Source organism: Pseudohaliea sp. (assembly GCF_054552115.1).
In genome coordinates this window covers 34,525-51,939 of sequence record NZ_JBTOLW010000029.1, presented here as the reverse complement: position 1 = coordinate 51,939, position 17,415 = coordinate 34,525, and the positions used below count along the sequence as shown (strand labels likewise).

Genomic DNA, 17,415 nt, shown 5'->3' with positions numbered 1-17,415 from the left:
GAAACCCCGGCGCGGGGGGGGGGGGGGGGGGGGGGGGGGGGGGGGGGGGGGGGGGGGGGGGGGGGGGGGGGGGGGGGGGGGGACCACCAGGCGTGCGCATACGGGGGGGGGGGGGGGGGGGGGGGGGGGGGGGGGGAGGGGGGCTCCCGGGGGGCGGTGCCGGGCCCCCCCCCCCCCCCCCCCCCCCCCCCCCGCGCCGGGGTTTCGCGGTGAGCCCTGCCGGGCCAACACAGAAGTCCGGGGTGAGCCCGGGAGACTTCTCTCAGTCGCTCCCCGTTACACGCTTTGTGAGAGAAGTCTCGCGGCCTCCCCCCTACCGCCTCACCTGCCTCCAGAGCTGAGGTAAGGGCTGCGGCGGCAGGGGCGGGTCTGGGGACATGCGCCCACAAAGCGTGTATCGGGGAGCGACTGGGGGCGCCCTCCCGCAGGCGCCCCGGGCCTACGCGACCGGCGTCTTTTCAGCTGTTTGGTCCGTCAAGGTCTGCCGCGAGTGCCGGGGCCGCCCCTTCGCGCTGAACTATTTCGCGAGGATCCCGTTCAGGAAGCTGTCGACGGCGAGGTCGACCTGCCGGTGGAGGTCCACGTGGCGCTCAAAGAGGGCGGGGGCGTCGACGCGCAGGGTGGCCATGCCGTGGATGCTGGCCCAGGCGACGTTGGCCATGTAGCGCACATCGTCGCTGCCGCGGAAGCGGCCCAGCTCGATGCCTCGCTGGAGGATCTGCTGCACCACGGAAAAGGTTTCCCGGCTGATATCGCGCAGCGCCGGGAACTTCTCCGGTGGCTGCAGCAGCGGGCCGAACATGAGCTTGAACAGTGCCGGCCGGTCGGCGGCGTAGGTCACATAGGCGTGAGCGAAGGCAGCGAGCTGCTGCTGCGGCTCAGCGCCGGCGGCCTCGCCGGCCCGGCGCAGGGTATCCAGGAGGTCGCGATAGCCGCGCACCGCCATGGCCGCGAGCAGCGCTTCCTTGTCGGCGAAATGCCGGTAGGGGGCGGTCTGCGAAACACCGATGCGGCGGGCGAGGGCACGGAGGCTGAGCGAGTCGGCTCCACCCTCGGCCAGCTCGGCGATGGCCGTGTCGAGCAGTTCGGCGCGCAGGTTACCGTGATGGTAGCTGCGCGCGCGCGCCGGGTTCCTGGTCATCGCTGCCGTGCCTCGGCCTCAGGGCAGCAGGTGCTTGACCGCGTCCCGCTCCTCGGTGAGTTCCTGCTCCGTTGCCGCCATGCGGCCCTGGCTGAATTCGCCGATGTCGAGTCCCTGAACGATCTCCCACTGCCCGTCCTTGCAGCGACAGGGAAAGGAGTAGATCAGCCCCTTGGCGATGCCGTAGGAGCCATCGCTGTAGACGCCCATGGAAACCCAGTCGTTACCGGCAGTGCCGAGGGCCCAGTCGCGCATGTGGTCGATGGCCGCGTTCGCCGCCGAGGCGGCGGAGGAGGCGCCGCGCGCCTTGATGATGGCCGCGCCGCGCTGTTGCACCGTCGGTATGAACGTCTCTTCGTACCAGCCCTGGTCGACGAACTCCATGGCGGGGGTGCCGGCGACCTCGGTGTTGAAGAGGTCCGGGTACTGGGTGGCGGAATGGTTGCCCCAGACGGTCATGTGGCGCACGTCGGTCACGGCCTTGCCGGTCTTCTGGGCCAGTTGCGTCTTGGCGCGGTTGTGGTCCAGGCGCATCATCGCCGTGAAGTTGCGCGGGTCGAGGTCCGGTGCGTTGCGCTGGGCAATAAGCGCGTTGGTGTTCGCCGGGTTGCCGACAACCAGCACTTTCACGTCGCGGCTCGCGTGCGTGTTCAGCGCCTTGCCCTGCTCGGAGAAAATCGCCGCGTTTGCCTCGAGCAGGTCCTTGCGCTCCATGCCGGGGCCGCGCGGGCGGGCGCCGACGAGAAGGGCGTAGTCACAGTCCTTGAAGCCCACGTTCGGGTCGTCCGTGCAGATGATACCGGCGAGGAGCGGGAAGGCACAGTCATCGAGTTCCATGCGCACGCCCTCGAGGGCGTCCAGGGCCGGGGTGATGTCCAGCAGCTGCAGGATCACGGGCTGGTCGTCGCCGAGCATGGCGCCGGAGGCGATGCGGAACAGCAGGGCGTAGCCGATCTGGCCGGCCGCGCCGGTCACGGTGACACGAACGGGTGCTTTCATGAGGCTTCCTTCGTTGGCTTTCGTTGGCATTGTGGCGATAGAGGTCCAGCGGGGCTGATATTGTCCGTGCAGCACCGGGAAAAAACAAGTTGCCCGCGGCCCCGCCGGTGGACGCTGCGACGGCCTCTGCGCTAGCATTGCGCCCCCGCCGACACCCGACGGACGCCTCCCGTGCGCGAACTGTCCCGCAAGGAAAAAACCGAGTTCAACAAGCTGCAGAAACGCCTGCGGCGCAACGTCGCCAACGCCATCGTGGACTACAACATGATCGGCGAGGGTGACCGCGTCATGGTATGCCTGTCCGGCGGCAAGGACTCCTACGGCATGCTCGACATCCTGCTGTCCCTCAAGCAGAGCGCACCGGTCGACTTTGAGCTCATCGCCGTCAATCTCGACCAGAAGCAGCCGGGCTTCCCGGAGCACGTGCTGCCGGCCTATCTCGAGGAGCTGGGTGTTCCCTACCATGTGGTGGAAAAGGACACCTACAGTATCGTCAGGGACGTGATCCCGAAGGGCAAGACCACCTGCGGGCTCTGTTCCCGGCTGCGCCGGGGTACGCTCTACGGCTTTGCGGAGGACATCGGCGCAACCCGCATCGCCCTCGGCCATCACCGGGACGATATCGTCGAGACGCTCTTCCTGAACATGTTCTTTGGCGGCACGCTGAAGGCCATGCCGCCGAAACTGCTCAGCGACGACGGCCGCCACGTGGTCATCCGGCCGCTGGCGTACTGCAAGGAAAAGGACCTTGCGGCCTACGCCGACGTGAAGCAATTCCCGATCATTCCCTGCAACCTCTGCGGTTCGCAGGAAAACCTCCAGCGGGTCCAGGTAAAGGCCATGCTCGCCGACTGGGAGAAGCGCTACCCGGGTCGGACGGAAACCATTTTTCGCAGTATCGCCAACGTCGCACCGTCCCAGCTGGCCGACCGCGCGCTCTTCGACTTCGCCGGGCTGGAGCAGCAGCCGGGGGAAGGCGGGGCCGAACGGCGCATCCACGCGGTCAACCTGTAAGTGGCTGGTGACGAGCCGCTTCTCAGTGCGAGCGGGCTGACCCTCGAGCGGGGTGGCCGACGCCTCTTCTGCGGCCTGTCCCTGGCTGTCCGGCCCGGTCAGCTGGTGCAGGTGGAGGGGGCGAACGGGGCGGGCAAGACGAGCCTCCTGCGTATCCTCGCCGGCCTGTCCCGGCACGGCTTCGACGGACGGGTCATGCGGTCGGCACCGCTCCTCTTCCTCGGACATCATCCTGCGGTAAAGGGGCTGCTGACCCCGCGGGAGAACCTGCGCTGGCATCCGGCGGGGGAGGGCAGCCACGCCGACGACGCCATCGACGCGGCGCTGGCCGCCGTGGGGCTCCATGGCTACGAGGATGTCCCGGCGCACAGCCTCTCCGCGGGGCAGCACCGGCGCGTGAACCTCGCCCGACTGCACCTCTCGACGAGCCCGCTATGGCTACTCGACGAGCCCTTCACCGCCATCGACCGGGACGGGGTCGCCGCGCTGCAGGCGCTCTTCGTCAGCCACGCGGAGCGCGGCGGGGCCGTGCTGTTCACCTCACACCAGCCCCTCGCCGTCAGCTACCGCGTGGACGCGGTGGTACTGCGGGCGGAAATCGCTGCGTGAGCGCCGCGCCGGGTCCGCTGGCCTTCTCGGGCCGGCTGCTGCGGCGGCAGTTGACGCTGGCGCTGCGCCGGCCCGTTGCCGTCTTCAACCCGTTGCTTTTCTTCGCCATGGTCGTCGCGCTGTTCCCCCTGGGCCTGGGCCCGGCGCCGGACAGGCTCGCGGACTTCGCCCCGGGTATTCTCTGGATCATCGCGCTGCTGGCTAACCTGCTCAGCGCCGAGGGCCTCTTCCGTTCCGACCTGGAAGACGGCAGCCTGGAGCAGCTGCTCCTGTCGCCGCAGCCGCTCTACCTCTCGGTGCTTGCCTATGTGCTCGCGCACTGGCTGCTCACGGGCGTACTGCTGGCGGCCATCGCGCCCCTGTTCGCAGTGATGCTGAACCTGCCCGTGGCGGCGCTGCCGGCGCTGGTCGCCAGCCTGCTTCTCGGCAGCGGGGTGCTGAGCTTCGTGGGCAGCATCGGCGCGGCACTGACCGTCGGACTGCGCCGCGGCGGCATGCTCATTGCGCTGCTCGTGCTGCCCTTCTACATGCCCGTGCTGATTTTCGGCGCCGGTGCCGTGGAAGCCGCGCTCGCGGGGCTGCCCGTCGGGCCGTTCCTGGCGATCCTGGGTGCGCTGTTCAGCCTCGCCGCCGCCCTCGGGCCCTTCGCCATCGGGGCGGGGTTGCGCATCAGCATCGATGCCTGACCGGCCTCTCTGCGGCAGCCTCGAATTGCTTTGTTGTTGGTGAGTACACCGCTGTATAATTCGCGCCGCCATGTGGTCCTTCTTCCATAAACTCGGGTCTCCGCCCTGGCTGTATCGCATCGCGGGGACCCTCCTGCGCTGGCTCCTGCCCCTGTCCCTGCTGGCCCTGGTCGGCGGTCTCGCGTGGGGGCTGCTGTTCACCGCGCCGGATTTCCGCCAGGGCAACAGCTACCGGATCATCTATATCCACGTGCCGGCTGCCGTGGTCGCCCTCGCGGGCTACTACGTGATGGCCATCGCCGGTGCCGTCAGCCTCATCTGGAAAATGAAGATGGCCGATATCGCCATGAAGGCCACGGCCCCGGTGGGGGCCGCGCTCACCTTCATCGCCCTGATCACCGGGTCTATCTGGGGCAAACCCACCTGGGGTGCCTGGTGGGTGTGGGATGCGCGCATCACCTCGATGCTCATCCTGCTGTTTCTCTACCTGGGCGTGATCGCCCTCTACGAGGCCTATGACAACAAGGCGGCGGCCAGCCGCGCCTGCGCCGTGCTCAGCCTCGTGGGCACGGTGAACATCCCGATCATCTACAAGTCGGTGGACTGGTGGTACAGCCTTCACCAGCCGGCATCGATCAAGTTTACCGGCGGCTCGAGCATCGATCCGAGCATGCTCTATCCGCTGCTGCTGTCCATCGCGGCCTTCTACGGGGTCTTCACCTGCGCGCTGCTGGGCAATATGCGTGCCGAGATTCTCGCCCGGGAGGCGCGCACGGGCTGGGTACGCCGGCTCGCCGGCGGGGAAGCCTGATGTATTTCGACAGCGTCGAAGCACTGCTGGCGATGGACGGGCACGGCCCCTACGTCTGGGCCGCCTATGCGATTACGCTGCTTGTCCTCGTTCTCGTGCTGACCGCTCCCGGGCGCCGCCGCCGGCGCCTGCTGAGGGCAGTGCGCGGCGAGCTGCGGCGGGAGGCCAACCACAGTGCCGAGGAGGCAGCACATGCACCCGGTTCGTAAACAGCGCCTGATCATCGTCCTCTGTGTCGTGGCGTTTTCCTCACTGGCCATCGGCCTCGCGGTCTATGCGCTGCGCGGCAACATCAACCTGTTCTATCCCCCCGCGGAGGTGGCGGCCGGGCTCGCACCCGAGGGTACGCCGATCCGCGTCGGCGGCATGGTGGTCGAGGGTTCCGTCCAGCGCAGCGACGACAGCCTGGCCGTGCGTTTCGCCGTGACCGATTACCAGGCCACGGTCCCCGTGGTCTACGAGGGCATTCTTCCGGATCTTTTCGACGAGGGGCAGGGCGCTGTCGCCGCCGGCGTGCTCGGCCCCGATGGCGTGCTCGTCGCCAGCGAGGTGCTCGCCAAGCATGACGAGAACTACATGCCGCCGGAGGTCGCCGATGCGCTCGAGAAGGCCGGCCGCAGCGCGGAGGGAGAACTGCTTTGATTCCAGAACTCGGCCACTTCGCCCTGATCCTCGCGCTGTGCCTCGCGGTCACGCTCGCCGTGGTGCCGCTGTGGGGCGCCTGGCGCCGCAACCTGGGCGCCATGGCCCTCGCCCCCTCGCTGGCGGTGGGGGTTCTGGTGTTCTGTGCCATCGCCTTCGGCTGCCTCGCCACTGCCTTTCTGCAGGATGACTTTTCCGTGCGCGTGGTGGCGGCGAACAGCAACAGCCTGCTGCCGCCCGTCTACAAGTTCTCGGCCCTCTGGGGCAACCACGAGGGGTCGCTGCTGCTGTGGGTGACGATCCTTGCAGGCTGGATGGCCGCCGTGGCCGCGTTCAGCCGGCAGCTGCCCACCGTGGTCCTGGCGCGGGTGCTTGCGGTGATGGGCTTCATCGCCGTCGGCTTCCTTTCGTTCTCGCTGTTCACGTCAAACCCCTTCGAGCGGCTGCTGCCCAGCACACCTGGCGACGGCAACGACCTCAACCCGCTGCTGCAGGACCCGGGCCTGATCATCCACCCGCCGCTTCTCTACATGGGCTACGTCGGTTTCAGCGTCGCCTTTGCCTTCGCCATCGCGGCGCTCCTCGGCGGGCGGCTCGACGCGGCCTGGGCACGCTGGTCCCGGCCCTGGACCAACGTCGCCTGGGCGTTCCTGTCCGCGGGCATCATGCTCGGCAGCTGGTGGGCCTATTACGAGCTGGGCTGGGGCGGCTGGTGGTTCTGGGATCCGGTGGAAAACGCGTCCTTCATGCCCTGGCTGGCCGGCACCGCGCTGCTGCACTCGCTCGCCGTGACCGAGAAGCGCGGCCTGTTCAAGAGCTGGACCGTGCTGCTGGCTATCTTCGCGTTCTCCCTGAGTCTGCTCGGCACTTTCCTCGTTCGCTCGGGCGTGCTCACCTCCGTGCACGCCTTCGCCACGGATCCCGCGCGCGGGCTATTCATCCTGGCCTTCCTGGCCGTCGTGGTCGGCGGTTCCCTGGGCCTCTACGCCATGCGCGCGCCCACGGTAACCAGCCGCATACGCTTCGCGTGGCTGTCGCGGGAAACACTGCTCCTGATCAACAACCTCGTGTTCACCGTGTCCACGCTCACGGTGCTCTTCGGCACCCTTTTCCCGCTGGTCATGGATGCCTTCGAGCTCGGCAAATACTCCGTGGGCCCGCCGTACTTCAATGCCGTTTTCGTGCCGCTCATGGCCCTCGTCATGCCGGTGATGGGCATCGGCCCGCTCTCGCGCTGGAAGCAGGACAGCGCCGCGCGCTGGAAAAAAGAGCTGCTCCTGCCCGGCCTTGCCGCCGTCGCCTGCGGTTTCCTGCTGCCCCTGTTCGGCGAGGGGTACAACCTCTGGGTCGCCCTCGCCGTGACCCTGGCGGCCTGGCTCGTCCTCGGCCTTGCCCGGGATCTCTACAACCGGGTGCGCAGTGCGCCGAGTGCCGGTCGCGGTTTGCGCCGGCTGCCGGCGAGCTACTGGGGCATGCAGCTGGCCCACCTCGGCTTCGCCGCGAGCGTCCTCGGCGCCGTTGCTGTCAGCCAGTACAGCATCGAGCACGATCTCAAGATGGCCCCGGGTGACAGCGAGACCCTGGCCGGCTACCGCTTCACCTTCACCGGGCTGGGCCGCGTCGAGGGCCCCAACTACCTCGCCGACGAGGCCCGTTTCGCCGTGACCCGGGACGGCCGCCCGGTCGCCCGGCTGGCGGCACAGAAGCGCCGCTACCTCGCCAGCGGCTCGGTGATGACCGAGGCCGCCATCGACGCCGGCCTGTTCCGCGATCTCTACGTCGCCATGGGAGAGCCGGTGGGCACCAGTGGCGCCTGGGCCATCCGCCTCCATTACAAGCCGATGGTGCGCTGGCTCTGGCTGGGCGCGCTGCTGATGGCCATCGGCGGCCTGACCACCGTCGCCGACCGCCGCTACCGCCGGGTCCGCGCCGCGGAGCGCGCGCCGGCGCGCGAGGAGGCCGCCCGTGGCGCCCCGGCTTAAGCTTTTCATACCGCTGGCGCTCTTCGGCGTCCTCGCGCTGCTGCTGGCCCGGGGGCTGCAGCTCGACCCGAAGGAGCTGCCCTCGGCACTGATCGACCGGCCCCTGCCGAGCTTTTCCCTGCCGTCCCTCGACGGCGGGGAGACGCTGACCAACGCGGCGGTCACCGGCGAGGTTTCCCTGTTCAACGTCTGGGCCACCTGGTGCATCACCTGCCGGGCTGAGCACCCCTACCTCGAGCAGCTCGCCGACGCCGGCGTGCCGATCTACGGCATCAACTACAAGGACGACAGCGCCGCTGCCCGGCGCTGGCTCGCCGAGCTCGGCAACCCTTACCGGGCGAACATCGTCGACGCGGAGGGTACGCTGGGGCTTGACCTCGGGGTCTATGGCGCGCCGGAGACCTACCTCGTGGACGCCGATGGCGTGGTCCGCTACCGGCACGTTGGCGAGGTCAACGACCGCATCTGGGAAAACACCCTGGAGCCGCTCTACCGCGAGCTCCGCGGCGCCGGGAGCGGTTCCTGATGCGCCTGGCCCTGGCCTTCCTGCTTGCGCTGTGCACCCTGCCGGCGGCAGCAGTGATCGAGACCTATGAGTTCAGCTCGCCGGAGCTGGAAGCGCGCTACCGGCAGCTCAGCCAGGAACTCCGCTGCCCGAAGTGCCAGAACCAGAACATCGCCGACTCCAACGCGCCGATCTCCAGGGACCTGCGCCGGCTGCTCTACCAGCAGCTGGAAGCGGGGGCCACGGACAAGGAAATCCTCGAGAACATGGTGCGCCGCTACGGCGAGTTCGTGCGCTACCGGCCCGACTTCGACCGCAATACCGCTCTGCTCTGGCTGGCGCCGGTGCTCTTCCTCGCCGTCGGTGCCGGGCTCGCGGTCCTCGTCCTCCGCCACGGTCGCGGGGGTGGTGCGCCGGCGCTCGACGGCGAGGAGCAGGCGCGCCTCGAGGCGTTGCTCGCCGAGAGGGATCGCACGGAATGATCACCTTTTTCGTTGCCTGCGCTGCGCTGGCCGCGCTGGCGGCCCTGTTTATCGTGCGCCCCGGTGCCCGCGCCCGGGCCCGGGCGGAGGATGCCGCCAACCTCGACTGGTTCCGCCTGCGCCGCGAGGAGCTCGCCGAGAGCGGCGAGGCCGAGCTGCTCGAAGACGCGCGGCTGCGCGTCCTCGAAGACGGCGTCGAGGACCCTCAGCCTGCCTCGGCGGTCGCGGAACGGCGCTTCCGCGCCGCCTGGTTGCTGCCGCTGTTGATGCTGGTCGCGGCCGGCTGGCTCTACTGGCAGCTCGGCGCCATGCCCGACGTGACCCTGGCGCAGCGTCTCGACGCGCTGGGGGAGGATACGCCGGCGGGGGACATCGACGCCCTGATGAGCGATATCGGCGCCCGCCTGGGGCAGCGCCCGGAGAATCTCGGCTACCGCGCGCTCCTCGGCCGCTACCACATGGCCCGCGGCAACTACGCGCTGGCCGCGGACGCCTACACGGACCTGGCCAGCCGCGCACCGGGCGACGCGCAGGCCCTCGCCCTGGCCGCGCAGGCGCGCTTCCTCGCCGCCGGGCGCCAGCTGTCGCCCGAGGCGCAGCGCCTTGCGGAGCGGGCCCTCGCCACGGACCCGCGGCAGCGCACCGCGCTGGGACTGCTCGGCATGGCGTCCTTCGAGACCGGCCGCTACCGCGCCGCCATCGAGTACTGGGAGCGCCTTGCCGCCCAGGAGCCGCCGGGTTCACCGAGCGCGCAGATGCTCGCGGACGTGATCGCCAGCGCCCGGGCGCGCCTCGGCGGGGACCGCGAAGGCGGCACTGACGGCAATGGAGGCGGCGCCGAAGCCGGTCCGGGCATCGTCGTCACCGTCAAAGCGCCCGCGGAGGGCGCGCTCGATGGCAGCGAGACGGTCTTCGTGCTCGCCCGGCGGGAAGACGCATCCAGCCGGATGCCCATCGCGGTGCGGCGCTTCCCGGCCGCTGAGTTGCCGCGTACCCTGCGCCTCGACGACCGCAACAGCATGGCGGGGCAGAAGCTGTCGACGGCCGGTGCCGTGCGGGTCTTCGTGCAGGTCTCCCCGGGCGGCCAGCCCGGTCTTGCCAACGCGCTGTTCGCGGGCAGCGCGGGACCGGTGACGGCGGCGGCGGACGACAGTGCCTCGGTGGAGGTTTCCCTGGTCCCGAACGCTGCCCCGGCCGCTGGTTGAGGGCCGCCGGGGCAGGTGGCGCCCGGGCATAGTGTTGCCGGTCGAAAGTCGATACACTACATGTTGTGGGGCCTCGGCGTCCGCAGCGAGGTTTCATTTGCTGGAAAACAACGGAAAGTTCAAGAAAATCATAATGATGCCCACGAAAGCTCAGGCAGCTGCTGCAAAAAACACCTCCTGTGAAGCCGCCACGCCATGCGGCTGAAGTCGATCAAGCTGGCGGGCTTCAAGTCCTTCGTCGACCCGACCACGGTCACCTTCCCCAGCAACATGGCCGCCGTGGTGGGGCCGAATGGCTGCGGCAAGTCCAACATCATCGACGCCGTGCGCTGGGTGATGGGGGAGAGTTCCGCGAAGAACCTGCGCGGCGAGTCGATGGCGGATGTCATCTTCAATGGCTCCGTGAATCGCCAGCCGGTCGGCCAGGCCTCCATCGAGCTGACCTTTGATAACAGCGACGGCAGCGTCGGTGGCGAGTATGCAAGCTATGCCGAAATCTCCACGCGCCGGCAGGTCAGCCGGGAGGGTCAGTCGGAGTATTTTCTCAATGGCACCCGCTGCCGGCGCCGCGACATCACCGACATCTTCCTGGGCACGGGGCTGGGGCCGCGAAGTTACGCCATTATCGAACAGGGGATGATCTCCCGGCTCATCGAGTCCCGCCCGGAGGAGCTGCGCGTCTTCATCGAAGAGGCGGCGGGGATCTCCAAGTACAAGGAGCGGCGCAAGGAAACGGAATCGCGGATGCGCCGGACGCTCGAGAACCTCGAGCGCCTGACGGATCTGCGCGATGAGCTGGACCGGCAGCTACAGCACCTGCAGCGGCAGGCACAGGCCGCGGAGAAGTACAGTGCCCTCAAGGAAGAGGAGCGCACACTCAAGGCTCAGCTCCTTGCCCTGGAGTGGAAGGATCTCGACAGCGAAGCCGCGACGAGCGCTCGCAGGGTCGGGGAACTCGAGGTGTCCCTCGAGGCGGTCCTCGCCGAGCATCAGCAGGTCGATACGCGGATCGAGCAGCAGCGTGTCGAGCAGACCGAGCGCACCGATGTCTTCAACGAGGTGCAGGGCCGCTACTACACCCTTGGCGCTGAAGTGGCGCGCATCGAGCAGAGCATCCAGCACCAGAAGGAACGCTCCCGGCAGCTTCGGGAAGACCTCGCGCAGACGCGGAGCAACCTCGATGAGGCCGAGCAGCACCTGCGCGAGGACCGGGAGCGGCTGGCCGCCTGGGAAGAGGAGCTCGCCGGGCTCTCGCCGGAGAGCGGGATGCTCGATGCCGCTGCCGAGGAGGCCGCGACCGCCCTCGCCGCAGCCGAAGAGGCCATGCAGGGCTGGCAGCAACGCTGGGACGACTTCAACCATCGCGCCGCTGAGCCGCGGCAGCAGGCCGAGGTGCAGCAGTCGCGGATTCAGCACCTCGAACATGCGCTCAAACGCCTGCAGGCACGCATGGAGCAGCTCGCTGGCGAACAGCGGGAGCTCGCGCCCGCGGAGGGCGAGGAGGACCCGGCGCCGCTGCGCGAGGAGCTCGCGGAGGCGGAGCTCGCGATTGCCGGTTACGAAGAGCAGGGCGAGGCCCTGGCGGCCGACCTCGGGGCGTGCCGGGAGCAGGGAACACGCCTTGCCAGCGAACTCGACACGGCGCGTTCGGAGCTGGCCCAGCTGCGCGGACGGCAAGCCTCTCTCGAAGCCCTTCAACAGGCGGCGGCCGAGGACGCCGCAGGGGGCGCCGATGCCTGGCTCGATGGCAACGGCCTCGCAGCAGCGCCGCGGCTGCTCTCGCAGCTCGAAGTGGCCGCGCCCTGGCAGCAGGCGGTGGAGACGGTCCTCGGTGATTACCTGCACGCGGTCTGCGTCGACGATCTCGGCAGTCTCGGCCAGCGTCTCGACGGGCTCGCGGCCGGGCACCTGACGCTCGTGGCGCGGGCATCGGTGCCGCCGGCACCGGCGGGAACCCTGGCCGCGCAGGTGCGCTGTGGCGGCCGCGTCGCGGGACTGCTGGCCGCGGTGCGCACCGCGGCAGATGAGGCCGAGGCGCTGGCAATGCGTGGCGGGCTCGCGGGCCACGAGTCCGTGATCACACCCGAGGGCCTCTGGCTCGGCCCGAACTGGCTCTCGCTCCGCCGCGGAGAGATGGAAGCCGGCGGCGTCATCCGGCGCCAGCAGGAACTCGAGGCACTGGCCGCGTCTGTCGAGGGGACTACCGAGCGCGTGCGTGAACTGGAGCAGACACAGGCCGGCGAGGCCCAGCGCCTGCGCGACCTGGAGCACGCCCGCCAGGCCCTCCAGCGCGACCAGCAGGCGGCCAGCCGCCGCCAGGCCGACGCGGCGGCGCGGCTCAAGGCGCAGGAGGCGCGAGTCGAGCAGCTGGAGGCCCGCCGCGCGGCGCTGGCCCGGGATGCCGAGGAGGCCCGCGCACAGTTCGAGGGCGAGCAGGCGTCGATCGCCGAGGCCCGGCAGGTGCTTGCCGAGGCGATCGAGCGCATGGAAGCCGATGCCGGTGAGCGCGAGGCCCTGCTCTCCGAGCGGGACCGGCTGCGGGGCGAACTGGACGGCTGCCGGCAGGCGGCCCGCCAGGCCCGCGATGGCGCCCACCAGGCGGCCATGCGCCTGCGGGCGCTGCAGACCCAGGTCGAGACGATACGCAGCTCTATCGCGCGCACCGAGGCGCAGGTCGCCCAGCTCAGCGAGCGCCAGGCGAGCCTGGCCAGCGGCCTCGAGGACACGAGTACGCCGGTGGCGGAGCTGGAGGCGGAGCTCGAGACGCAACTCCAGCTGCGTTCCGCCGCGGAAGCGGAACTGACCGAGGCCCGCCAGCGCGTTGCCGAGGTCGAGCACGCCCTGCGCAGCGACGAACAGGCCCGCGCGGCCATCGAGCAGCGGGTCGCCTCGGCGCGCGCGGAGCTCGAGCAATGCCGTCTCGGCCGGCAGACGCTTCAGGTGCAGCGGGAGAACGTCGGCCGGCAGCTGAAGGAGCTGTCCCGGGACCCCGAGGTCGTGCTCGAGAGCCTGCCGGAGGACGCCACCCGCGAGGGCTGGCAGCAGCAGCTGGAACGCGTAGCCGCGCGCATCGCCCGCCTGGGCCCGATCAACCTCGCGGCGATCGACGAGTACAGCCAGCAGTCGGAGCGCAAGCAGTACCTCGACGCGCAGAATGAGGATCTCGAGAGCGCCCTGGCGACCCTCGAGTCGGCCATTCGAAAGATCGACCGGGAGACACGCAGCCGCTTCCAGGCCACGTTCGACAAGGTCAACAGCGGCCTGCAGGAACTGTTTCCGCGGGTTTTCGGCGGGGGCAGCGCCTCTCTCGAGATGACCGGCGACGACCTGCTCGATACGGGGATTTCTATCATGGCGCGCCCGCCCGGCAAGAAGAACAGCACAATTCACCTGCTCTCGGGCGGCGAAAAGGCGCTGACGGCCATCGCCCTCGTTTTTTCGATCTTCCAGTTGAACCCGGCGCCGTTCTGCATGCTCGACGAGGTGGATGCGCCGCTGGATGATGCCAACGTGGGGCGCTATGCTCGCATGGTGAAGGAGATGTCGGAAAAAGTGCAGTTCATCTTCATCACCCACAACAAGATCACCATGGAAATGGCCGACCAGTTGCTCGGGGTCACCATGCACGAGCCCGGCGTGTCCCGCCTTGTGGCCGTGGATGTGGAGGAAGCGGCAGAACTGGCGGCTAGCTGACGGCGAACTGGGCGCTGACGCATGGAGCTGACGATACGCGACTGGATGGTCATCATCGGCGTGCTGCTGATTGCGGCGGTGCTCGTGGACGCGTGGCGGCGTGTGCGCGCGGAGCGGCAGGCCGAGGTGCGTGTCAAGCTGCGCCGGGTGGGTGAGGGCGACGACGAGCAGCAGGAGCACCCGAGCGTGGTCCAGGAACTGCCGAACGGGGGTGCGCGGGTCATCCGCCGCGAGGACCTGGTGCGCGCTACCCGGGAGCACGACGAGGCCGTACAGGCAGCGGCATCGGCCGACGCGACTGCCGACGCGACTGCCGGCGCGGCGGATAGCGGCACAGCAGGTGCCGGCGGGGCGGCCGCTACGGGTACCGACAGCGGCCGCCCGCGCTCGCGGGGAGCGCGCAAGGCAGCTGCCCGGTCGTCCGCGGACGACGGCCTGGTCAGCGGAGTCAGCACCAGCGATCGTGAGGAACCCGGCAACCTCGACTGGCTCGAGGACCTGCCGGCGGACGACGAGCCCGAGCCGCGGCCCGCGGGCAGCGCAGGGCGCCTGCCCCGCGGGGAAGATCCTGAGGTGTTCATCCTTCACGTCATCGCGAAGGACCCGGCCGGCTTCCGCGGTGACGATATCCTGCAGATACTCCTCGCCTGCGACCTCCGCTTCGGCGACATGGACTTCTTCCACCGCCACGAACAGGCCGCGGGTCGCGGCGCCATTCAGTTCAGCGTCGCCAACATGATGCAGCCGGGGGTGTTCGACATCGATCGCATGAGCGAGCTATCCACCCCCGGTCTGCTCTTCTTCGTCACCCTGCCAGGCCCCGAAGACATGATGAAGGCCTTCGATTACATGCTCGAAACGGCCCAGGCCGTGGCCCGCAACCTCGGCGGTGAAGTGCTCGACGAGTCGCGCAGCGCACTCACCCGCCAGTCCCTCGAGCACAGCCGCCAGAAGATCCGCGATCTCGAGAGGCGTCTTCTCGCCGGGTCGCGCTAGCCGTGAGCGCACGTCCGGAGGCCCGCGCGGCGGAACTGCGCGACAGGCTGGAGCGCTGGAACTACGAGTACCACGTGCTCGATCAGCCCAGCGTACCCGATGCCGAGTATGACCGCGCGCTGCGCGAACTGCAGGCCCTCGAGGCGGCGCACCCGGCCCTTGCACGGCCCGACTCGCCGACCCGGCGGGTCGGTGCGGAGCCGCTCACGGCCTTCGCCAGCGTCCGCCACGAACAGCCGATGCTCTCCCTCGACAACGCCTTCAGCGACGAGGAGTTCGAGCAGTTTCACCGCCGGGTGCTCGATCGCCTGGGAGATCCGGAAACCGCCCTCGAGTTTGCCTGCGAGCCGAAGCTCGACGGGGTGGCCGTCAGCCTCCTCTACCGCCGGGGAGCCCTTGAGCGCGCCGCCACCCGCGGCGACGGGACTACCGGCGAGGACATTACCGACAATGTCGCCACCATACGCTCTGTGCCCCTGCGCCTGCGCGGCGACGGCTATCCGGCGGAGCTGGAGGTACGCGGCGAGGTCTACATGCTGCACGACGGCTTTGCGCAGCTGAACCGCGAGGCGGCCGAACGTGGCGAGAAAGGCTTCGTGAACCCGCGTAACGCGGCGGCCGGCAGCCTGCGCCAGCTCGACTCCCGGGTCACCGCCCGCCGGCCGCTGCAGCTGTGCTGCTACGGCGTGGGGCAGGTGAGGGGCGGCTCGCTGCCGGCTACGCACTGGGCGATCATGGAGCGCCTGCATGGCTGGGGGCTGCGCATCAACAGCGAGTCGGCGCTGGTGACCGGCATCGACGGCTGCTTCGACTATTACCGTCGCCTCGAGGCCCGGCGCGCCGCGCTTCCTTACGATATCGACGGCATCGTCTACAAGGTCAATGACCTGGCTCTGCGCGAGCGCCTCGGTTTCGTGTCCCGGGCCCCGCGCTGGGCCATCGCCCGGAAATTCCCCGCTCAGGAAGAGCTGACACAGCTCGAGGCCGTCGAGTTCCAGGTCGGGCGTACGGGCGCCGTCACGCCGGTGGCGCGGCTGAAGCCGGTCTTCGTCGGCGGTGTCACCGTCAGCAATGCCACGCTGCACAACCTCGACGAGGTCGAGCGCCTCGGCGTCATGGTCGGTGATACGGTCATCGTACGCCGCGCGGGCGACGTGATCCCCCAGGTGGTGTCCGTGGTCGCCGACCGGCGCCCCGAGGACGCGACGCCGGTCGTCCCGCCGTCGACGTGCCCGGTTTGCGGCTCCGCCGTGGAGCGGGAGGAGGGGGGTGCGGTGCTGCGCTGCCTCGGCGGCCTGGTCTGCGCCGCCCAGCGGATGGCGGCCCTGCGCCATTTCGCTTCGCGCCGGGCCATGGACATCGACGGGCTCGGCGACAAGCTGGTGGAGCAGCTCGTGGAGCGGGGCCTCGTGGAGACCGTGGCCGACCTCTACGCGCTGCGGCGGGACGACCTCCTCGGCCTGGAGCGCATGGGCGAGAAAAGCGCTGACAACCTGCTGGCGGCGCTGGAGGCGAGCAAGGCCACCACGCTGGCGCGCTTTCTCTACTCCCTCGGTATCCGCGAGGTGGGCGAGGCCACGGCGCGCTCGCTGGCAAGGCACTTCGGCAGCTACGAGTCGCTGGCGTCGGCGTCCGAGGAGAACCTGCTGGCCGTCGATGATGTCGGGCCGGTGGTTGCCGATCACCTGCGCCAGTTCTTCGACGACCCGGCGAGCCAGGCCGTGGTCAGGGCCCTGCGCGAGGCCGGGGTGCACTGGCCCGAGGCGGAGGCGGCGGCCGACGATGCGCCGCTGGCCGGTCAGACCTGGGTGGTCACCGGCAAGCTTCAGAGCATGACGCGGGACGAGGCCAGCGCGGCGCTGCAGGCCCTCGGGGCCCGCGTGTCGGGCAGTGTCTCCGCGAAGACCCGCACTCTGGTCGCCGGGCCCGGAGCGGGCAGCAAGCTGGCGAAGGCGGAAGCGCTGGAGGTGCCGGTCATCGACGAGGCCGCATTCCTCGCCTTTCTCGACGAACACGGGGGACGGCCGTGAGAACGCTGCTGCTGGTATCGCTGTGCCTTGTTGTCGCCGGTTGCGCCACGACACCGCCGCGGGACCTCGACAATCTCTGCGAGATCTTCCGCGACAAGGACGGCTGGTATGATGATGCACGGGATGCGAGTGAGCGCTGGGGCAGCCCGATCCCGGTGCTGATGGCGATCATGCACCAGGAATCGCGTTTCGTCGCCAAAGCCAAGCCGCCGCGGAAGAAGATCTTCGGTTTCATTCCCGGGCCGCGCCCCTCCGACTCCTACGGCTACAGCCAGGCGCTCAAGGCCACCTGGCGCGCCTACGAGCGCAGCGCCGGCAACTACGGCGCCGACCGCGACGATTTCGGTGACGCCATCGATTTCATCGGCTGGTACAACCACCAGTCAACCAGGCGCAACGGCATCCGGCCGGACGACGCCTACCGGCTCTACCTGGCGTACCACGAAGGCCACGGTGGCTTTGCCCGGGGCAGCTTCAGGAGCAAGGACTGGCTGCGCTCCGTGGCGCGCAAGGTCGAGCGCCGGTCCTCGCTGTACAGCGGACAGCTGCCGGCCTGCCGGGAAGAACTCGAGGACGATGGCTGGTTCTTCGGCTGGTTCTGAGGGACGGGGCGCGGTGCT

Annotated in this window: 16 protein-coding genes; 14 read left to right on the top strand and 2 right to left on the bottom strand. The window is 69.5% G+C overall.

The window, feature by feature from the left end; translation table 11 throughout:
- Positions 1–517: 517 nt before the first annotated feature.
- Positions 518–1,141 (bottom strand): TetR/AcrR family transcriptional regulator, encoded by a 624-nt coding sequence (locus ACX93N_RS13295; RefSeq protein WP_459428918.1) that lies wholly within the window; start codon positions 1,139–1,141, stop codon positions 518–520.
- Between the two features lie 18 nt (positions 1,142–1,159).
- Positions 1,160–2,140, bottom strand: coding sequence for a malate dehydrogenase (locus ACX93N_RS13290; protein ID WP_459428917.1), 981 nt, complete (start codon positions 2,138–2,140; stop codon positions 1,160–1,162).
- A 171-nt stretch (positions 2,141–2,311) separates the two neighbouring features.
- Between ACX93N_RS13290 and ttcA the strand changes: the two genes are divergently transcribed.
- From ttcA to ACX93N_RS13220, 14 genes are all read left to right on the top strand, one after another.
- On the top strand, positions 2,312–3,154 hold the full coding sequence (gene ttcA / locus ACX93N_RS13285) for a tRNA 2-thiocytidine(32) synthetase TtcA (RefSeq protein ID WP_459428916.1): 843 nt from the start codon (positions 2,312–2,314) through the stop codon (positions 3,152–3,154).
- Positions 3,155–3,763: a cytochrome c biogenesis heme-transporting ATPase CcmA gene (ccmA, locus tag ACX93N_RS13280; RefSeq protein ID WP_459428915.1), complete on the top strand. Its 609-nt coding sequence runs from the start codon at positions 3,155–3,157 to the stop codon at positions 3,761–3,763.
- Entirely contained in the window at positions 3,760–4,449 is a 690-nt protein-coding gene (gene ccmB, locus ACX93N_RS13275; RefSeq protein ID WP_459428914.1) for a heme exporter protein CcmB, read from the top strand. Before ccmA ends, ccmB begins: the two co-directional genes overlap by 4 nt.
- Positions 4,450–4,519: 70 nt before the next feature.
- A complete protein-coding gene (locus ACX93N_RS13270) occupies positions 4,520–5,260 on the top strand; it encodes a heme ABC transporter permease (protein WP_459428913.1) in 741 nt (246 codons plus the stop codon).
- The gene (gene ccmD / locus ACX93N_RS13265; protein WP_459428912.1) at positions 5,260–5,469 is read left to right on the top strand and encodes a heme exporter protein CcmD; all 210 of its coding nucleotides are present in this window, start codon (positions 5,260–5,262) and stop codon (positions 5,467–5,469) included. Before ACX93N_RS13270 ends, ccmD begins: the two co-directional genes overlap by 1 nt.
- Complete coding sequence (gene ccmE / locus ACX93N_RS13260; RefSeq protein WP_459428911.1) at positions 5,453–5,902, top strand: cytochrome c maturation protein CcmE; 450 nt, start codon at positions 5,453–5,455, stop codon at positions 5,900–5,902. The genes ccmD and ccmE overlap by 17 nt, the downstream gene beginning before the upstream one ends.
- Entirely contained in the window at positions 5,899–7,884 is a 1,986-nt protein-coding gene (locus ACX93N_RS13255; RefSeq protein WP_459428910.1) for a heme lyase CcmF/NrfE family subunit, read from the top strand. Before ccmE ends, ACX93N_RS13255 begins: the two co-directional genes overlap by 4 nt.
- A complete protein-coding gene (locus tag ACX93N_RS13250) occupies positions 7,868–8,410 on the top strand; it encodes a DsbE family thiol:disulfide interchange protein (RefSeq protein ID WP_459428909.1) in 543 nt (180 codons plus the stop codon). Before ACX93N_RS13255 ends, ACX93N_RS13250 begins: the two co-directional genes overlap by 17 nt.
- Positions 8,410–8,871 carry a cytochrome c-type biogenesis protein gene (locus ACX93N_RS13245; protein WP_459428908.1) on the top strand — a complete coding sequence of 154 codons (462 nt, stop codon included), beginning with the start codon at positions 8,410–8,412 and terminating at the stop codon, positions 8,869–8,871. Before ACX93N_RS13250 ends, ACX93N_RS13245 begins: the two co-directional genes overlap by 1 nt.
- Entirely contained in the window at positions 8,868–10,076 is a 1,209-nt protein-coding gene (gene ccmI, locus ACX93N_RS13240; protein ID WP_459428907.1) for a c-type cytochrome biogenesis protein CcmI, read from the top strand. The genes ACX93N_RS13245 and ccmI overlap by 4 nt, the downstream gene beginning before the upstream one ends.
- 195 nt (positions 10,077–10,271) lie before the next feature.
- Positions 10,272–13,769: a chromosome segregation protein SMC gene (gene smc / locus ACX93N_RS13235; RefSeq protein ID WP_459428906.1), complete on the top strand. Its 3,498-nt coding sequence runs from the start codon at positions 10,272–10,274 to the stop codon at positions 13,767–13,769.
- A 21-nt stretch (positions 13,770–13,790) separates the two neighbouring features.
- A complete protein-coding gene (zipA, locus tag ACX93N_RS13230; RefSeq protein ID WP_459428905.1) occupies positions 13,791–14,765 on the top strand; it encodes a cell division protein ZipA in 975 nt (324 codons plus the stop codon).
- Between the two features lie 2 nt (positions 14,766–14,767).
- A complete protein-coding gene (gene ligA / locus ACX93N_RS13225) occupies positions 14,768–16,795 on the top strand; it encodes an NAD-dependent DNA ligase LigA (protein WP_459428904.1) in 2,028 nt (675 codons plus the stop codon).
- Positions 16,792–17,397 carry a transglycosylase SLT domain-containing protein gene (locus tag ACX93N_RS13220; protein WP_459428903.1) on the top strand — a complete coding sequence of 202 codons (606 nt, stop codon included), beginning with the start codon at positions 16,792–16,794 and terminating at the stop codon, positions 17,395–17,397. The genes ligA and ACX93N_RS13220 overlap by 4 nt, the downstream gene beginning before the upstream one ends.
- The last annotated feature ends 18 nt before the right edge of the window (positions 17,398–17,415 follow it).

Bases quoted from the DNA above. Each gene is read 5' to 3' on its own strand.
- ccmE (WP_459428911.1), top strand. From the start codon at position 5,453: ATGCACCCGGTTCGTAAACAGCGCCTGATCATCGTCCTCTGTGTCGTG.
- ACX93N_RS13270 (WP_459428913.1), top strand. From the start codon at position 4,520: ATGTGGTCCTTCTTCCATAAACTCGGGTCTCCGCCCTGGCTGTATCGC.
- ACX93N_RS13245 (WP_459428908.1), top strand. From the start codon at position 8,410: ATGCGCCTGGCCCTGGCCTTCCTGCTTGCGCTGTGCACCCTGCCGGCG.
- ACX93N_RS13290 (WP_459428917.1), bottom strand. From the start codon at position 2,140: ATGAAAGCACCCGTTCGTGTCACCGTGACCGGCGCGGCCGGCCAGATC.
- ccmD (WP_459428912.1), top strand. From the start codon at position 5,260: ATGTATTTCGACAGCGTCGAAGCACTGCTGGCGATGGACGGGCACGGC.
- zipA (WP_459428905.1), top strand. From the start codon at position 13,791: ATGGAGCTGACGATACGCGACTGGATGGTCATCATCGGCGTGCTGCTG.
- ccmI (WP_459428907.1), top strand. From the start codon at position 8,868: ATGATCACCTTTTTCGTTGCCTGCGCTGCGCTGGCCGCGCTGGCGGCC.
- smc (WP_459428906.1), top strand. From the start codon at position 10,272: ATGCGGCTGAAGTCGATCAAGCTGGCGGGCTTCAAGTCCTTCGTCGAC.
- ACX93N_RS13295 (WP_459428918.1), bottom strand. From the start codon at position 1,141: ATGACCAGGAACCCGGCGCGCGCGCGCAGCTACCATCACGGTAACCTG.